At 35.0% G+C, this 18,510-nt stretch carries 16 protein-coding genes; 9 read left to right on the forward strand and 7 right to left on the reverse strand.

Annotated features, from left to right (window positions below):
- Positions 1-175: 175 nt before the first annotated feature.
- A complete protein-coding gene (locus AC23MC_RS07910) occupies positions 176-1,081 on the reverse strand; it encodes a DUF6252 domain-containing protein (RefSeq protein WP_487567858.1) in 906 nt (301 codons plus the stop codon).
- 125 nt (positions 1,082-1,206) lie between these two features.
- On the opposite strand from AC23MC_RS07910, the gene AC23MC_RS07915 reads away from it, so the two are divergent.
- Genes AC23MC_RS07915 through AC23MC_RS07930 form a run of 4 tightly spaced genes read left to right on the forward strand, consistent with a single transcriptional unit; the run spans position 1,207 to position 4,095 of the window.
- Entirely contained in the window at positions 1,207-1,755 is a 549-nt protein-coding gene (locus AC23MC_RS07915; RefSeq protein WP_487567859.1) for an RNA polymerase sigma factor, read from the forward strand.
- A gap of 6 nt (positions 1,756-1,761) precedes the next feature.
- A complete protein-coding gene (locus AC23MC_RS07920) occupies positions 1,762-2,313 on the forward strand; it encodes an anti-sigma factor (protein ID WP_487567860.1) in 552 nt (183 codons plus the stop codon).
- Complete coding sequence (locus AC23MC_RS07925; RefSeq protein WP_487567861.1) at positions 2,297-3,352, forward strand: hypothetical protein; 1,056 nt, start codon at positions 2,297-2,299, stop codon at positions 3,350-3,352. The genes AC23MC_RS07920 and AC23MC_RS07925 overlap by 17 nt, the downstream gene beginning before the upstream one ends.
- Before the next feature lie 20 nt (positions 3,353-3,372).
- Positions 3,373-4,095, forward strand: a complete 723-nt coding sequence (locus AC23MC_RS07930; protein ID WP_487567862.1) for a head GIN domain-containing protein — start codon at positions 3,373-3,375, stop codon at positions 4,093-4,095.
- A 142-nt stretch (positions 4,096-4,237) separates the two neighbouring features.
- Here AC23MC_RS07930 and AC23MC_RS07935 read toward each other — a convergent pair whose 3' ends face one another.
- The 6 genes from AC23MC_RS07935 to AC23MC_RS07960 form a co-directional block, all read right to left on the reverse strand.
- Entirely contained in the window at positions 4,238-5,542 is a 1,305-nt protein-coding gene (locus AC23MC_RS07935) for an MFS transporter (protein ID WP_487567863.1), read from the reverse strand.
- A gap of 64 nt (positions 5,543-5,606) precedes the next feature.
- Positions 5,607-6,425: a M48 family metallopeptidase gene (locus AC23MC_RS07940; RefSeq protein ID WP_487567864.1), complete on the reverse strand. Its 819-nt coding sequence runs from the start codon at positions 6,423-6,425 to the stop codon at positions 5,607-5,609.
- A gap of 41 nt (positions 6,426-6,466) precedes the next feature.
- Positions 6,467-8,866, reverse strand: a complete 2,400-nt coding sequence (locus AC23MC_RS07945; RefSeq protein ID WP_487567865.1) for a glycoside hydrolase family 31 protein — start codon at positions 8,864-8,866, stop codon at positions 6,467-6,469.
- A gap of 134 nt (positions 8,867-9,000) precedes the next feature.
- Positions 9,001-10,908, reverse strand: a complete 1,908-nt coding sequence (gene glgB, locus AC23MC_RS07950) for a 1,4-alpha-glucan branching protein GlgB (protein WP_487567866.1) — start codon at positions 10,906-10,908, stop codon at positions 9,001-9,003.
- Between the two features lie 440 nt (positions 10,909-11,348).
- A complete protein-coding gene (locus AC23MC_RS07955; protein WP_487567867.1) occupies positions 11,349-12,971 on the reverse strand; it encodes a maltokinase N-terminal cap-like domain-containing protein in 1,623 nt (540 codons plus the stop codon).
- Positions 12,971-14,905, reverse strand: coding sequence for an alpha-1,4-glucan--maltose-1-phosphate maltosyltransferase (locus AC23MC_RS07960; RefSeq protein WP_487567868.1), 1,935 nt, complete (start codon positions 14,903-14,905; stop codon positions 12,971-12,973). The genes AC23MC_RS07955 and AC23MC_RS07960 overlap by 1 nt, the downstream gene beginning before the upstream one ends.
- A 74-nt stretch (positions 14,906-14,979) precedes the next feature.
- On the opposite strand from AC23MC_RS07960, the gene AC23MC_RS07965 reads away from it, so the two are divergent.
- The 5 genes from AC23MC_RS07965 to AC23MC_RS07985 all read left to right on the forward strand — a co-directional run bounded on the left by AC23MC_RS07965 (position 14,980) and on the right by AC23MC_RS07985 (position 18,348).
- A complete protein-coding gene (locus AC23MC_RS07965; protein ID WP_487567869.1) occupies positions 14,980-15,843 on the forward strand; it encodes an alpha/beta fold hydrolase in 864 nt (287 codons plus the stop codon).
- 412 nt (positions 15,844-16,255) lie between these two features.
- Positions 16,256-16,729 (forward strand): peptide-methionine (R)-S-oxide reductase MsrB, encoded by a 474-nt coding sequence (gene msrB, locus AC23MC_RS07970; protein ID WP_487567870.1) that lies wholly within the window; start codon positions 16,256-16,258, stop codon positions 16,727-16,729.
- Entirely contained in the window at positions 16,726-17,115 is a 390-nt protein-coding gene (gene msrB, locus AC23MC_RS07975) for a peptide-methionine (R)-S-oxide reductase MsrB (protein ID WP_487567871.1), read from the forward strand. Before msrB (AC23MC_RS07970) ends, msrB (AC23MC_RS07975) begins: the two co-directional genes overlap by 4 nt.
- A gap of 3 nt (positions 17,116-17,118) precedes the next feature.
- The gene (locus AC23MC_RS07980; RefSeq protein WP_487567872.1) at positions 17,119-17,763 is read left to right on the forward strand and encodes an endonuclease III domain-containing protein; all 645 of its coding nucleotides are present in this window, start codon (positions 17,119-17,121) and stop codon (positions 17,761-17,763) included.
- 30 nt (positions 17,764-17,793) lie between these two features.
- A complete protein-coding gene (locus AC23MC_RS07985; RefSeq protein ID WP_487567873.1) occupies positions 17,794-18,348 on the forward strand; it encodes a 2'-5' RNA ligase family protein in 555 nt (184 codons plus the stop codon).
- Positions 18,349-18,510: the final 162 nt, after the last annotated feature.

Genomic DNA, 18,510 nt, shown 5'->3' on the forward strand with positions numbered 1-18,510 from the left:
TCAATTTGTCATTAATAATTTTCTGATAATGGATATCAAATATAATTCATCTTGTTGATAATGAGTTACAAAAACTTACAAAAACGATGAAATGCATTTTCTATACTTTAAATAGTCAAAATACATGCCATAAAAAAATCCCGACAGGCGGGATTTAAATATCAATTTTTAATCTTTAATCCTCGTATTGGACATCAAAAGCTCCCTGAGTAATTGAATAACTTGTTTCTCCATCTGTAACAACTCCACTAAAAGTACATTTTAACTGAGTAGCGGTTCGTTCTTCAACGGTTACTGTTCCGCTCAAACATCTTTCCCAAAAATCATCTCCTTCTCTTTCATAAAACATTTGAACTAAATCTGAATTACTCCCTGTAATTTCATAAGTTCCCGGTGTAATATTGCTTCTCACACTCACTGTTATAGAATTATTTCCAGCATCATGACCTGCAACTGAAATCAATTCTACATCTCCCGCAGAAGAAATAGCCGTAAATATATCAACATCTACAAAATCTTGTCCGTTAACTTTGGCAAAAAAAGTATCTTCCGTAAAATTTTCACTAGTGAATGGGATATTATTAAAAACACCGTTTGTAAACGCAATTGGTAATACGCCTTCTTCATCTAAATCAGACCAATATCCGGTGAAATTAAATGTTCCGGAAATCGTATTGTTTGTGGTATTTATAGACGTTATAACAATTGATCCCGTATTTGAATCTGGATTAGAATAATTTATCCCTACATATCCGTATTCTGTACCGGCTGGTTGATATATAATAATATTTTCATTGGCAGAATAAGAACCTGTTGTTGTTCCATCAACAATAAAAGAAACGCTATCGCCATTGGACGCTCTAATTCCCGAAACAACAATTGAACCACCGGTAATCACTGCTTGGTAAGTACTTGCAACAAAGGTTGATCCATTAAAATCAACACTAAAAACAGCTGCCGTGTTTCCAACTCCGCTCGGAATCTGAATTGCCGGATCAATAGGCTCAAATTCTTCCGTACATGAAGTGAATAATGTTGTACAAAAAATAAATAAATAGGTCAGTAAATTATGCTTCTTCATTGTATTAAATTTTTCCAAATATAAAAATTACTTTCAGCTTACTAGGAAATTTTAATATTTTATTTTTACAAAACTGTAACATTTCAAAAAACAGGCAGTCATTATATCAAATCAAAGTCAACCGATTGAGTTTAGCAAACGAAAATATTGAGCAACTGATATCGCTCTGCAAGCAAAATAACCAAAAAGCACAACTAGAAGTGTATAATCGCTATTGCAAAGCGATGTATAACGTGGCTCTTCGCATTGTGAAAGACGAACATTTTGCCGAAGATGTGATGCAAGAAGCTTTTTTGAAAGCGTTTCATAAACTCGAAACATTCAAAGGTGAAGTCGCTTTTGGAGCTTGGTTAAAACGAATTGTGATTAATTACAGTATTTATTTTTATAAAAAAAACAGCTTTTTTAACCACGATGATTATGAAGCAAAAGCATACAAAATTGAAGATGTAAAAGAAGACGAACCAATCGATCATAGCAATTTGAAAGTTCAGGAAATTATGAACGCGATGCAAAAACTAAAAGAAAGTTATCGGATGATTTTGACTTTGGTTTTAATAGAAGGCTATGATTTAGAAGAAGTTTGCGAGATTATCAACATCAGTTATGCCAATTGTCGAACAACTTTGAGCAGAGCAAAAGAAAGTTTACGAATGCAATTAGCATCAAAATAAAAGACTATGAAAGAGAAAAAAGATTCAATCGAAACGTTGTTTAGTCAATTAGAAAATCAGTGGGATACCGAAACTCCACGGTTAGGTCATTCTGATCGATTTTTGAAAAAACTAAACGCAGAACAAGTTCAAACGAAAAAGAAAAATTGGATGCCGCTTTCGTTGGCAGCTTCACTCCTATTAATTGCCGGAATTATCGGTTTTTATCAACTAAAAGATGTCAATCAGCCAACTAATCAATGGCAGAATGCATCGGCTCAGACCAAAGAAACCCACGATTACTTTGCTTCTGTGGTTGAAAAAGAGTTGACCGATTTAAAATCAAAACAAACTCGGGAAACGGAACAAATTATCAATGATGCTCTCACTCAAATGAAAGTATTTGAACAAGATTATCAAAAAATCATTAACGAATTACAAAAAAACGGAGACACCAAACAATTGCTTCACGCTATGATTCTGAATTTTCAAACGAGAATTTCATTTCTGGAAGAAGTAATTAAAAAAATTGAAATTATTAATCATCAAAAAAACATCGAAAATGAAAAATCTATATAGTTTATTACTAATTTGTTTTGTTGTTTCATCAAGTTTTGCAAAGGAACACAACGGAAAATATACGAAGCAAAAAACGGCTAAAAAAGCAGTAATCGTAAATTCTGATGCTACTGTTGACATTGACAACAAATACGGAAATGTGTTTGTAACTACTTGGGCAGAAGATCAAATTGAAATTGACGTAGTCATTACCGTCAGCGGTGACGATGAAAGTTGGGTTGACAAAAAATTGGCTTCCATTTCAATTGAATTTGGCGGAACTAAAAGTCTTTATTCGGCTAAAACGATCTTTGATAAAGTAAGTAGTTCAGGCAGAAGAACCAGTATGGAAGTGAATTATACCGTGAAAATTCCGAAAAACGGAAGTGTGAAAATTGAAAATCAGTACGGTAATATTGTCACGCACGATTTAAACGGAAGTACCGATATTCTTTGCAAGTACGGAAAGATTTCGATGGGAAAATTAAATAATTCTTCCAATAACATCAAAATTGATTATTGTTCAAAATCAACCATTGAGAGTTTAAAAAATGCAGTAGTTACTGCTAAATATTCGAGTTTAAATGTTGGCTCTTTTAACAATTTAGATTTGAATTCCAGTTACACGGATGTGGTTGTTCTTAACGGAAATAACTTAAAATACGATAGTAATTACGGAAAAATTGCCATGGGGAAAGTGAATAATGTGGAAGGAAGCGGGAATTACTTAACCATTAAAATTGATGAAATTGAAAATAATTTGAAACTAACTACAAATTACAGTAATTTTTCATTGAATGGCGTTTCGGCAAAAGCGAGTAACATATCAATTTCATCGGGTTACACCAATATTAAAGTGAATCATAGTGTCAATTATCATTTTGACTTTGATGTTTCTACTAAATATGCCAATTTTAAAAGTGAAGCCCCGTTGGAATATAGTGCAAGAGTGGAAACGCAATCCGCCAAATCATACAAAGGTTATTACAAAAAAAGTGGATCCAATAAAATGACAATTTCATCAAACTACGGAAATGTAAACTTAAATTTATCTAATTAATCAATCAAAAATCAAACAAAATGCAAAAATTTATCACATTAGTAGCTGTTTTTACCGTTTCAATTGTTTCGGCACAATGGGGACAAGAAAAAATTAATGGGAATGGAACTGTAGCTTCCAAAGAAATTACAACTTCTGATTACGAATCGATAAGTGTCGCAGGATTTTTCAATGTGACTTTAGTGGAAGGAAAAGAAGGTAAAATATCCATTAAAGGAGAAGAAAATCTACTTGAATTTATAATTGTTGAAAACGAAGGAAGCGACTTGAAAATTCGTACAGAAAAAGGATATAATCTAAATCCTTCTAAAGGAAAAAAAATTGAAATTACAGTTCCGGTTCAAGAAATTTCAAAAGTAAGTTTGGCTGGTTCTGGTGGAATTGTTTCTAATTTTATAATCAATGTAGCAAATTTTGAAGCAAATTTATCAGGTTCAGGAGATATTAAATTAAGTGTTAATTCGCAAAATATAGAAGCCCGATTATCCGGTTCAGGAGATATTGTTCTAAACGGAAAAACTAAAAGTTTAGAATTAGCTGTTTCCGGTTCAGGAGATATCGAAGCGTTTGGTTTACAATCTGAAAACAGCAAAGCAACGCTTTCCGGTTCAGGAAATATCTCAACCACTTGTTCAGAATTAATTGAAGCCCGTGTAGCCGGTTCAGGAGATATTGAATACAAAGGAAATCCTAAAAAAATTGACACAAAAGTGGCTGGTTCGGGGAAAATTAAGATGATTTAAGTTCATCACTAAAAACTTAAAGCATATCAAGTTTTTTGCCACGAATTACACAAATTACACGAAATTGAATAGATTAATTCGTGCTAATTCGTGAAATTCGTGGCTTATTTTATTTAACATTTGTGAACTATCTTCTGAAAAATTATTCTACTTCAATAGTTTCATTTTTTGGTACTCGTAGCAACAATAACAATCCGGCTACAAAGAAAACCATCAAAAATACAATGGCATTTCGCATACTTCCTGTTATTTGATCAATTGTTCCATAAATCGCCATTCCAATCACAATTCCGATTTTTTCGGCTACATCATAAAAACTAAAGAAAGAAGCTGTATCTTCTGTTTTTGGTAAAAATTTAGAATAGGTAGAACGAGAAAGTGCTTGAATCCCGCCCATCACTAATCCCACAAAACCTGCTGTGACATAAAAATGAATGGGTTCAGTTACAAAATAAGCAAACACACAAATGATTGCCCAAATGGCGTTAATCACGATCAACGTTGGAATATTTCCAAATTTTTCTGAAGCTTTGGAAGTTAAAGTCGCACCCACAACAGCAACCAATTGAATCACTAAAATACTAATGATTAAACCGGTTGTTTTTTCACTATCGGTTGACCAATTAATTTCTTGTTCTCCAAAATAAGTCGCAACTAACATCACCGTTTGTACTGCCATACTATACACAAAAAAAGCAACCAAGTAGCGATAAAGTCTTAGGTTTTGGTATAATTGACTTTGGACTTTTTTCAGTTCTCGAAATCCGTTTAAAACAACATCTTTCGTAATTTTATCTTCGTTTTTATTTCCTTTCGGAAGGAAATAAAAAGCATATTGAGCAAAAAGAATCCACCAAATTCCGGTCATTGCAAATGCCATTCGCATGGCTTGTAAGGCTTCTTCTCCATCTTTACCTAATATCATCATCAAATTAATGACCAGTAAAATAACACTTCCCACATATCCAAACGAATACCCTTTTGCACTCAAACTGTCTTGTTGTTCTTTGTATGCAATATCGGGTAAATACGAATTATAAAACACCAAACTTCCCCAAAAACCAATCAATCCAAAAAAGAAACACCCTATTCCAAAATAAATATTATCCGCTGTAAACCAATACATTCCAATGCAAGAAATGGCTCCTAAATAGCAGAAAAACTGCATAAATCGCTTTTTGTTCCCTGCAAAATCGGCAATTCCTGATAAAATGGGAGAAATAAAAGCAACACATAAAAATGCAAACGCTGTGACAAAACTAATGAGTGCCGTACTTTTAAACTCATACCCTAAAAAAAGAATATTCGGATTTTCTTTCGGAAATAAAAACCCGTAATACAACGGAAAAATGGATGATGAAATAACTAATGGATAAACCGAATTGGCCCAATCATAAAAAGCCCAAGCGTTGGTTAATTTCTTACTTCCTTTTGCAAGTATTGCCATAGATGAAATTTTTGGTCATAAAAAAAGCTGCTCTTTTCAGAACAGCTTCGAAGATACTATTTTTTTATTTGAAAACGACACCGTATTTTGCAGCTTCCGCCTTTGCTTCAGGAATCCATTTTCTTAGATTTGAAACTCTAGTGTTATGTGAAGGGTGCGTACTCATGAATTCTGCCGGAGCTTGTCCGCCCGACGCTGCTCCCATTCTTTCCCAAAAAGGAACCGATGCTTCGGGATTATAACCAGCGATTGCCATTAATATCAAACCAATTTTGTCGGCTTCACTTTCGTGACTTCGGCTAAATGGTAACATCCCAAACATTTGAGATCCAGCTCCATAAGCCGTCATAGCAATGGCCTGAGTTTGTTCATTTTTTTGACCAACAGCCAAACCAACTCCTACTGCTCCGGCTTGTTGTAACATTCCTGCACTCATTCTTTGCTGACCGTGGTTTAAAAGTGCGTGAGCAACTTCATGACCCATTACTGTTGCTAAACCTGCTTCATCTTTCGTAACAGGTAAAATTCCAGTGTACACAACAATTTTTCCTCCTGGCATACACCAAGCATTTACAGCGTCATCTTTTACTAATTTGTATTCCCATTGATAATCCTTCAAATAATCTGATTGACCTACTGCAGCTAACCATTTTTCGGCAGCTAATTTAATTTTTATACCAACAGCTTCTACCCTCTTTGACTCCGCAGTTCCAGTGACCACTTTATTTTCTTTCAAAAAAGTGTCGTACTGTTGAAATGCAGATGGAAAAATAGAACTATTATCCACCAAAGCTAATGTGCTTTTTCCGGTTAACGGATTGGTGGCACACCCCATAGTTAGTACTAAAGCACTAAACGAACTAAACGCAATAATTCTTTTCATTTTATTCATAATTTGGCTAATATTTTTACAAAATTAGTAATCTATTTGCCAACAATATGCAATTCCGTAAAGAATTTATCAACTAACAACGAATTTTTTCCATCATAAGAAGCCGATTCTAATGAAACCTTCTCATTATCAATTTCGATGGAAGAAATTTTAAACGGTAAACCAATTATATTAATTCTAAATTTTGAATAATTAGTCAAAAATTCTCCCACCTGATGCAACTGAATAATGAGTTCTTTTTCTTTTCCGGTAAGGTTGAACGTCTTTAATGAAAACCTTCCTTTATTATAATCGTAACCATCTTGAGCATCTTCATATAAAACGGATTTTTCTTTGCCGAATTTATAATAAACATCCAATGTTATTTCTTCAAACTCTTTTTCTCCTACATATTGTTGAACAGGATATTTTGGAATGATGGCTCCTTCTTTAATGAAAATCGGAATTTGATCATAATCGGTCGCCACCCATAATTCCCTTTTACCTTCAACAACTTCATTAGTCCAAAAATTATACCAATTTCCTTTCGGAAGATACATTCGTCGTCCTACTGCATTTGGTTCTAAAATCGGACAAACCAAAATTTGATTACCGAAAATGAATTCGTCTGTTCTATATAAGGTTTGAACATCTTCCTGATCAAAGTAAACTAAAGGTTTCAGCATCGCTTCGCCTTCATTCACATATTTCCAAAACATCGTATATAAATATGGAAGCAATTGGTAACGAAGATTGACAAATTTTCGAGTAATATCTACTACTTCTTCGCCAAACGACCAAGGTTCTTGTTCGCCGTGATCTCCTGAAGAATGTGTTCTGCAAAACGGATGAAACACGCCTAACTGAATCCAACGAGCATATAATTCGCCCGAAGGTTGTTCGGCAAAACCGCCAATATCAGAACCGGTAAAACCCATTCCGCTGATTGACATGCGTTGCATTTGAATATTGGCAATCCACAAATGTTCCCAAGTTGCTACGTTATCACCTGTCCATGATGAAGAGTAACGTTGAGCACCTGAATAAGCCGAACGAGTAATGATGAACGGTCGTTTTGGATAAGCAAATCGCTTCACACCTTCATAGGTTGCTCTTGCCATTTGCGTTCCATAAATATTGTGAGCTTTTCGGTGACTACACGGATTTCCATCGTAATCATGACGGACATCCATTGGAAAGGTTTTTCCCGGAACATCCATTACGGCTGGCTCATTCATATCGTTCCAAACACCTTTTACACCAATATCCGAAATTAATTCTTTGAATAACCCTGCCCACCATTCACGGACTTCGGGATTTGTATAGTCTGGGAAATTACATTCGCCGGGCCAAACTTTACCTTTCATATAAGGTCCGTCGGCACGTTTACAGAAATAATCTTTTTCTAAAGCTTCTTGATAAACCCAGTAATCCTTATCAATTTTAATTCCGGGATCAATAATTACAACGGTTTTAAATCCGTCTTTCGCCAATTCAGCGACCATTCGTTTTGGATCGGGAAAATATTCTTTGCTCCAAGTGAAACAACGAAATCCTTCCATATAATCAATATCCAAATAAATGGCATCACACGGAATTTGCAATTTTCTGAAAGTTGAAGTAATTTCTTTTACTTTACTCTCAGGATAATAACTCCATTTACATTGATGATAACCCAACGTCCACATTGGCGGAAGCTCCGGTTTTCCTGTTAAATGCGTATAATTTGTGACCACATCTTTCATTTTCGGACCGTAGATGAAATAGTAATTCATCTCGCCACCTTCAGCCCAAAAACTGGTTACATTTCTGCGTTCGTGACAAAAATCGAAAAATGTTCTGAAGGTATTGTCAAAAAATATTCCGTATGCATTGTTATGATGTAAACCGATATAAAACGGAACTACTTTGTACAAAGGTTCTTGTTCTCTATGAAACGCATATTGATCGGTTGCCCAGTTTTCAACTCGTTTTCCTTTTAAATTAAGATGCGTAGCTTTGTCGCCCATCCCATAATAACATTCGCCATCATTGGCTTTCTTACTCATTTTTACTATGTTTCCACCAAATTCATAACTTTCTTCCCAATGAAAACCAATTTCATCATCCAAAATTTGAAAACCTTCTAAATCAAAAATCGAAACTTTTGCATTCTGTTTATTGATTTTGCAAACTATTTTGCTGGTCGTAATCGTATAAAAAGCTTTGTGTTCCTCCACAGCCAATTCATTGTAACCATGCGACTGACCTTTGTCAATAGCATACGAAAAGTCTTTGTTGAAATAACCTTTGGTTGTATAGCGAAATCGAATCATACTATCACGAAGAATGGTGATTTTAAGTACCACATTATTTTCTGTGTAGAAAAAAACATTGTCAACATCTTGATTGAATGACACTATCTTGGAAGGAAACTGATCGCCTTTATGTTCTAATTCAGTATTTGTAATCATAGTAATTGGATTATAATTGTCAAATTTACAAAGTTGAAACTTTTAATCACTTTTTAATTTGAGGTTTTATTAACTCAAACGTTTGCGTTTATGGATAAAATGGAAATCCCTCTTATTCAGAGGGATTTTATACATTATGATATTTTAAAAACAGTAACACCCAACGGCGGCAAAGTCAATTCTGCCGAAAAATCTCTACCATTCCAAGGTTCTTTTTCAATTTTGATTGCTTTTTTATTGTTGATGCCGCTTCCGCCATATTCAACTTTATCAGAATTAAAAATTTCAGTTAGTTTTCCTTTGGAAGGCAATCCGATTCGATACTTCTCTCGAACAACCGGTGTGAAATTACAAACCACCACTAAATTTTCTTTTTCATTTTTTCCTTTACGGATGTAACTCAGCACCGCATTTTGATGATCGGAATAATTAATCCATTCAAAACCTTCGGGGCTAAATTGATTTTCAAATAAAGCGGGATTCGTTTTATACAATTCATTCAACTCTGAAATACATTTTCGTGTACCTTCGTGATAACCGTATTCTAACAGATGCCAGTCTAAACTTCCGTCAAATTTCCACTCGGCACGCTGACCGAATTCAGATCCCATAAACAATAAATTTGTTCCCGGATGCGTGAACATATAACCGTAAAGCAAACGTAAATTGGCAAATTGCTGCCATTCGTCGCCTGTCATTCGTCCTAAAATGGATTTTTTTCCGTAAACAACTTCATCGTGCGAAAGCGGTAACATAAAATTTTCGGAAAACGCATACGTCATCGAAAAAGTCAAATCATTTTGATGGTATTTTCGGTAAATCGATTCGCGTTTGAAATATTGCAGTGTGTCGTGCATCCATCCCATCATCCATTTCATACCAAATCCTAATCCGCCCACCGATGTTGGTCTGGAAACCATTGGAAACGAAGTACTTTCTTCTGCAATTGTCTGAACTCCTTCATAATTGGAATAAACCGCTTCGTTAAAATCTTTTAAGAAACTAATCGTGTCTAAATTTTCTCTTCCGCCAAAAATATTCGGCTCCCACTCTCCTTCTTTTCTGGAATAATCCAAATACAACATCGAAGCTACGGCATCAACACGAAGACCATCGGCGTGATAATAATCCAACCAAAATAAGGCGTTGGAAATCAAAAACGAACGCACTTCATTTCTACCATAATTAAAAACTAAACTTTTCCAATCGGGATGATAGCCTTTTCTTCGATCGGGATGTTCATATAAATTGGAACCGTCAAAAAATCCTAAACCGTGAGCATCGTCGGGAAAATGCGACGGAACCCAGTCTAAAATCACACCAATTCCGGCTTGGTGCAATTTATCGACCAAAAACATAAAATCCTGGGGTTTTCCAAATCGGGAAGTTGGGGCAAAATAGCCAATCAACTGATAACCCCAAGAAGGATCATACGGATATTCCATAATTGGCATAAATTCCACGTGCGTGAAACCGGTTTCTTTGACATAATTCACCAAATCTTCCGCCAATTCTAAATACGTCAGCGAACGATCTTGCTCTAAATTGCGTTTCCACGAACCCAAATGCACTTCATACACCGAATACGGTTTGTCTAAACCATTTTTATCCTTTCGGGAATCCATCCATTTTTTGTCTTTCCATTTGTATTCCAAATCCCAAATAACTGACGCAGTTTCCGGTGGTTTTTGACAATACAACGCAAACGGATCCGCTTTTTCAGTGATGATGCCGTTGTTATTGGACTGTATTTTATATTTGTATTTTGTTCCTTTATCAATGTTTGGAATGAATCCTTCCCAAATTCCGGAAGCATCCCAACGCACATTCAGCTGATGTTCGCCCTGAATCCAATAATTAAAATCGCCCACGACAGATACCGAACGTGCCGACGGTGCCCAAACGGCAAAATAAACGCCTTTTACGCCATTGACTTCTGTGAGATGAGCTCCTAATTTTTCGTATAATCTAAAATGTTTTCCGGCTTTGAATAATGCGATGTCAAAATCGGTGAATAAGGAATGTGGTTGTACTTGGTTCATATTATTGTTATTAATATTCATATCTATTTTTCAATTTAATAGATACTTTATAGGATAAAAATGTACTTATTGATGTAATAATCCATAAAATAAATACAAGTTTAGGAGAATGTAAAAAGTTCAATGATGTTATGAGTAATAGTAATCCAATAAAAACATAAACTACGGTAAAGTTGAGTTTATTTAATAGATAAAATGTAAAATTTATTAATACGGACAATAATATTACAACATAAAAAAAATAGTGAGAAGTTATTCCAAGAGATAAATTAAAATTAAAAATTTCTAATGATAAAAATAGATAGTAGAATATTATATATATAAATATTTGAGTGAAGGTGTATAATATGTAAAAATACTTTAAATCCATTTCTAAATTCTGATTTCTAAATTCTGATTTCTAAATTCTGATTTCTAAATTCTGATTTCTAAATTCTAACTTAATAATTCATAATACTCTGAATCCCCCGCAACGGTATCACTGCCCATCGTGGTCTCGAATTCAATTCGTAACCCAACTCGTAAACCGCTTTTTCAAGCAAACAATACTTCAATAAAAAGTCGATTTCGTGGTTATAACCAATGTTTAAATTGCCGGATTGAGCTTTTTCGATGTAGGTTTCCAAAAAGACACCCACAAAATATTTATACAGAATTTCTCCGGCTTTAAACAATTCTTCTTGTTCAAACGGATATTTTTCCTTGTTGTTAAAAATCGTCGCATAAATGGCATAATGAAACGAACGGAACATTCCTGCCACATCTTTCAACGGAGGTTGTTTTACTTTTCTGTCGCGAATAGTGCTTTCAGGTTCGCCTTCAAAATCTAAAATATAGAAATCATCGCCATTCACTAACACTTGTCCCAAATGATAATCGCCGTGAATACGAATGCGTTCCGATTTCATCTTTGTCCAATCGAAATCAACAAAATGTTTCCGAACTAACTTCTTATTTTCCATAAACTGATGAGCCAATTCCAACGCCAATCCATCTAATTTATGCAAACTGTTTTCAATGATATTCAATCGGTTTTGAAACTGATACAACATTCTGTTCTTTAACCAAACCGTATAATCACCGTTGTAAGTAGTTGGTGTAAATGCCGTTTCGTGAATATCGCTTCCCAACGCAATGTGCATTTCTGCTGTTCTCAAAGCCAATGTTTGAATGCGTAAAAACAAACTCAATCCCACCCAATCAATAATTTCGGGCGGAATTTCATTTATTCGCAACCGCTTAAACATCGCAATATCGGGTAATTTATCGATTTTGATTTTTTTGCGTTTCAAATTATCAAAAACACCATCAATTTGTTCGAGCATAAATTTCCACGCATCGCCTTGATTCGAAACCAATTCTTGCATCAAACCGAGCGTAATATTTCCTTCGGCCAAAGCCAAATTAATACTTCCGGTATAGCGTGGTGTATTTTCAAAATGCATGCGTTCCGTCAAAAAACGACTGATTTCATAATCGGGATTTGTGCTGACATAAATGCGTCTGAAAATCTTCAACACAAACGAATCATTGTAAATAATTGACGTGTTGCTTTGCTCCAATCCCATAAAACGAGAAGATTGATAATCCTCTTTTTCTATAGTTGAACCTTTGTGAAAAACCAATTTCAATCCGGGTGTTTCTTTTGACTTTACAATATTATCAAACAACAACTTACGAAAATCTTCTTGATGTAATGCATCAACTAAATAACCGGTTTGTTTTCCCATTACAACAGGAGCAATTACAGTGCTCGTATCCAATTCATCTTTGGACATAAAAGCCAACGGCATAAAATAATGTTGGTAAAAAGCTTCTTTGAAATTCACTTCCAACAACACACCATAATAGGTGTTTTTCTTTGAAGTTATCTTAAACTGATCAACCACCTCGATGTACTTTAACGTACTCGCTTTTCCGCCATACCATCGTTTGTTGATGATATAATTTTCTAAAATATCCGAAGAAAAAACCTTGACAAAATCATCATCTTCAAAACAAGTTTCCCACGTTGTTTTAAATTCGAATGTACTGGTAAAAGTATCTTGGTTGGTTGTATTCATTATCGTTCAATTTTAAATAAATGAAAAGGTAAGGCAGGATGTAATTCAACAAAATTCCATTCTCTATCCCAATAATAACTGTTTCCGGTGATTAAATCAGTAACTTTAACCGGTTGATTTCCAATTTCATCCAAAGGTAAACGAACCACAGCTTGCAATGGATTTTGTGCATTCAAACTACAAACCATCAACGTATGATCGGTTTTGGCATCATTAAATTTATAATACGCAATCAACTGTTCGCTATCCGTTTTACAAAACACAATATTATTGGTTTGTTGCAATGATTCTTGCTGTTTTCGCAGGTGATTGATGCGAGTAATCAACGTAGTCAATTTATTTTTCGCTTCCCAATCCCAATGATATACTTCGTATTTTTCTGAATTCAAATATTCTTCTTTTCCTTTTGCCATCGGTTGATGAACCAAAAATTCATAAGCCGGACCATAAATCCCAACACTTGAACTCAAGGTAGCCGCTAAAAAATATTTCTGTAAATAAACCGATTCATTTCCGGTTTGCAACGCAAATGGCAGGATATCAGGCGTATTTGGCCAGAAATTCGGTCGAAAAAATTCCTTTTGTTCGGTTTGCGTTAATTCAGTAATATATTCAATCAGTTCAGCTTTCGTATTTCGCCAAGTAAAATAAGTATATGATTGCGAAAAACCTTGTTTCGCCAATTCATTCATAATTTTCGGACGCGTAAAAGCTTCCGACAGAAACAACACATCCGGATGTTTTTTCTTAATCTCTCCAATCAACCATCCCCAAAAATAAAAGGGTTTCGTGTGTGGATTATCAACACGATAGACTTTAATTCCGCATTCTTCAATCCAAAACAAAGCCACGTCTAACAATTCTTTCCATAAATTTTTCCAATCGCCGCTTTCAAAATAAATCGGTTGAATATCCTGGTATTTTTTAGGTGGATTTTCGGCATATTGCACCGTTCCGTCCGGTCGCCATTTAAACCATTGCGGAAAATCCTTCACATACGGATGATCAGGAGCGGCTTGCAACGCATAATCCATCGCAATTTCAATTCCCATCGATTGGGCTTTTTTAACCAATGCCTTAAATTCATCAATTGTACCCAATTCCGGATGCGTCGATTTATGTCCGCCAAACTTTGAACCAATTCCCCACGGCGAACCCACATCGCCTTTTTCAGCCGTAGTAGCATTATTTTTCCCTTTGCGATTTACTTCTCCAATCGGATGAATCGGCGGAAAATACAACGTATCAAAACCCATTTCCACCACTCGTGGCAACAATCGTTCGCAATCTTTAAACGTTCCGTGCTTGCCGGGAGTTTCTGAGGCCGAACGCGGGAAAAATTCATACCAAGTGCTGAATAACGCTTTTTTTCGATCTACATAAACCTTCAATTCTGCAGAAGAATTTGCTAATGTTCGAGTTGGATATTTTTTAAAAATTTGATGCAATTCATCCGACAACGCAATGGCTATCGCTGAATCGTATAATTTGGCATCTTGGAACGCTTTGATGGCTGTATTCAAATATACTTTTTCTTCTTTTGTAACTTCTTTCAAAATGGCTTGGCAGTACTCAGCTCCTTCCAACAACTCCGATTTAACGTGTTGATTATCGTTAATTTTTCGTTCCGTTCCGTGTTGCCAATTTAACGCATAATCTACCCAACCTTCAATAAAATAAGAATAAAAACCTTGTTTTTCAACCGTAAATTCGGCTTCCCATTCATCATTTTCGGTGGGTGACATTCGCACTTCGCTCCATTTCTTATCTTTTTCGTGTTTAAATTTCACACAACATTCCACCACATCGTGACCGTCGGCAAAAAGGTGAGCTGATACAATAACTTTTTGATTTACAATACGTTTAATATAAAAAGAACCTCCATCTAACTGAGGCTTCACACTTTCAATAATGATACGCGTCTGATTTTGCATTTTAAGTAATTTTTATGAACTCTAAATTTATAAAAAATAATTTTAAATCATACCTTGCGTTAAAATTTATTGAAATGTCAAAAAAAACCAAATCTGACAATCAATCCTTGCAGATTCCGAAGCCAATTCTCATAACCGCTAAATTTTTGCAAGCAATTTCACCAAAATTAGCCACTCTATTTGCTGCAAAACTTTTTACAACACCCATAAAACACAAAATTCCGAAACGTGAATTTCAAATGGATAAACAAAGTATCCAACACGATGTTGTAATTCCGTCCATCAATAAAACCATCAAAACTTACCAATACGGTAACAGCCCGAAAAAGATTTTGCTCGTTCACGGTTGGTCAGGTCGTGGCACACAATTAGTCAAAATTGCTGACGAACTCATTGAGCAAGGTTATTCCATCATCAGTTTTGATGCTCCGGCACACGGCAAAAGCAAAGGAAATTCGTCTATTATGACCGAATTTATCGCCAGTATTCTCGTCCTCGAAAAACAGTATGGTCCGTTTGAATTTGCCATCGGTCATTCGTTGGGCGGAATGGCCATCATCAACGCCATCAAACAAAACCTGAATGTCAAAAAAGCCGTAATTATAGGTAGTGGTGATTTAATTCAGGATATTATCTCCGATTTTATTCGAAATTTAGGTCTAAAACCACAAATTGGCGACAGAATGCGAGAACATTTTGAAAAGAAATTCGGCGAACCAATGAACAATTATTCCACATCGGTCGTGTCCAAAAACATCGAAACACCGGTTTTTATCATCCACGACAACGACGATCACGATGTAAATGTAAAATGTGCTCACAACATTCATAGCCATTTAAAAAACAGTAAATTAATGATAACCAATCATTTAGGACATAGAAAAATACTAGGAAACGAAAAAGTAATCAATGAAATTAGTAACTTTATCAGAAGCTAATCCAGCTTTTCGCTGCAACTCCTCGGCCTTCAAGCCATTTTTCTAACGCTTTTTCGTGGCTTCTTTGGTCGCCCCAAAAAGCGAAGAAAAATTGGCTTTCAGTCCTGCGGGGTTTCCGCTACTATCTGGGCTAGAATATGTGCTAAAAAGGACTAATTATGATAATTTAGGTTTAGCCACGAATTACACGAATTTCACAAATTTTATTCGTTTTAAATTAGTGCTAATTAGTGTAATTCGTGGCTAAATAAAAAAGTTAAGCTCTATGAAATTTTAATCCGTGATAATTAGTGACCCGAGCAAAGCGAACAAACGAAGTAAATCCGTTTAAAAAATATAACCAAAGCTAAGCTCTGTGAAATTCATAATCCGTGTCAATTCTTGAAATTCGTGTCAAAAAAAATAAAAAACTATGAAAAAATTAATTTTAATCCTGTCAATCTTTACCTTAACAGCGTGTCAAGGACAAAAAAAAGAAACTAAAAAACCCTTAAAAGTTGTCAAAACCGAAGCCGAATGGAAAGCCGAACTCACTCCCGAACAATACGAAGTAATACGTAAAAAAGGAACAGAAAGAGCTTTCACCGGAGAATACTGGAATCACTTTGAAGAAGGACAATACGTATGTGCCGCTTGTGAAAATCCATTATTTGTTTCCGAAACCAAATTCGAATCCGATTGCGGTTGGCCATCGTTTGACCAAGCCATCAAAGGTTCTGTAATCTATGAAAATGATTACAGTTATGGCATGTCACGTGTAGAAGTCATGTGTGCAAACTGTGGCGGTCACCTCGGTCACGTTTTCAACGACGGTCCAAAAGAAACAACCGGAAAACGTTTTTGTACCAACTCTGTTTCTGTCAAATTCAAACCAAAAACCAAATGAGTTACAAAATCCAAAAAACCGAAGAAGAATGGAAAGCCCAATTAGGCTTAGAAAAATATAAAATCCTTCGTCAAAAAGGAACTGAATTTCCGCACACCGGACATTACAACCTCCATTTTGAAAAAGGAAAGTATGGTTGTGCAGCTTGTGGCGAAGTTCTATTTGAAAGCGATTCCAAATTCGATGCTCATTGTGGTTGGCCATCTTTCGATCAATCCATCCCAGGAAAAGTAGAATACATCAAAGATGCATCACACGGAATGATTCGTACCGAAATTCTTTGTGCTAGCTGCGGAAGTCATCTCGGCCACGTTTTCGATGATGGTCCTACAGAAACCGGAATTCGTTATTGTGTAAATTCGTTGTCGATTGATTTTAAGGAATAAACTATGAATCTTTTTGAAGAAACACCTAATTGGAAAGAAAAATTAACCCCTTTAATTAACCAATACAAAGGAAAAAAGCATCCATTGGATTACCAAAATGCATATCAATTACTAATTATGGTTGTGCTTTCTGCTCAAGATTCAGATGCCAATATCAACAAAATCGCACCAGAGCTATTTAAAAATTTTCCTAGTATAGATGTGTTAGCAGAATCAAATCCGGAATCTTTATTTCCATTTATTAGCAAAGTTAGAAATTATGGTACTAAGGCAAACTGGCTCATTGAAATTGCCAAAACAGTCAAAGAAGATAAAAATATCCCAACAAATCTTGATAATCTAATAGCTCTAAAAGGAATCGGCAGAAAATCTGCCAACGTAATTCTCCGTGAAACCAATCAAAAAGCAGAAGGAATTATTGCGGATTTACACGTTATCCGAGTCGCTCCAAGAATTGGTTTAACTGACGATAGTAAAGATGGTATAAAAATCGAAAAACAACTCATGAAAGTTCTTCCATCTGAAATATGGAACGAAATCGGAATGGCAATTTCTTTTCACGGAAGAGAAACTTGTCGTCCAACCAATCCAAAATGTGATCAATGCATTATTGTAAAAGATTGTCAGTATCCATTTAAGACAATATAACCAAACTAAAACTTTTACTCTTTCAAATTTATGAATGAAGAAAAACCGCAATATTTACTAGCTGTTATGCCTAGTGCAGAAATTTCAAGTTGTGTGAAGGAGTGGAAACAATTATTAGGAAAAGAAATTGGTAGATTTGGAAGTGATAATTCTCTAGCCCATATCACTATAATGAGTTTTAACTCCGATTCAAATCAATTACCTCATTGGATTAATGGAATTTCAACCTTTTGTAACAATCAACCTAATCATGATATTGGTTTCAATGGTTTTGCTTCCTTTGGTTCTTATGCATATTATATTAAACCTGATAATAGTTCAGAAAAATATCTTAATAATTTAATCAGAAACATCCATCATCATTTTGGTTTTAAAATAAAAAATCCTAAATCACACATGACCATAGCTCGTGAGTTGGATGAAGTAAGAATGGAAAGAGCCTCTAAATTATTTAAAAATCACGATGCAGATTTTAAATTTTTATGTGATGGTTTTACACTCAGAAAATTCAATGAAACTAACAAACAATATTCTGATTTCATAGCTGAATTCAAATTTAGTGAACAGCAATTAAAACTTTTTTAATAAAAAGTAAACTCCAAAATGGTTCGCAGTTCTCAGCTTTTAATCATCCTTATCTTTGTGCCTTCTTAACTTAGTGGCAAAAATGTAAAAACAAAAAACCCCTCATCGTTAGATGAAGGGTTTCTAAAAGAAGGCGGCGACATACTCTCCCACAAATTGCAG

Source organism: Flavobacterium sp. T50_26, assembly GCF_057652995.1.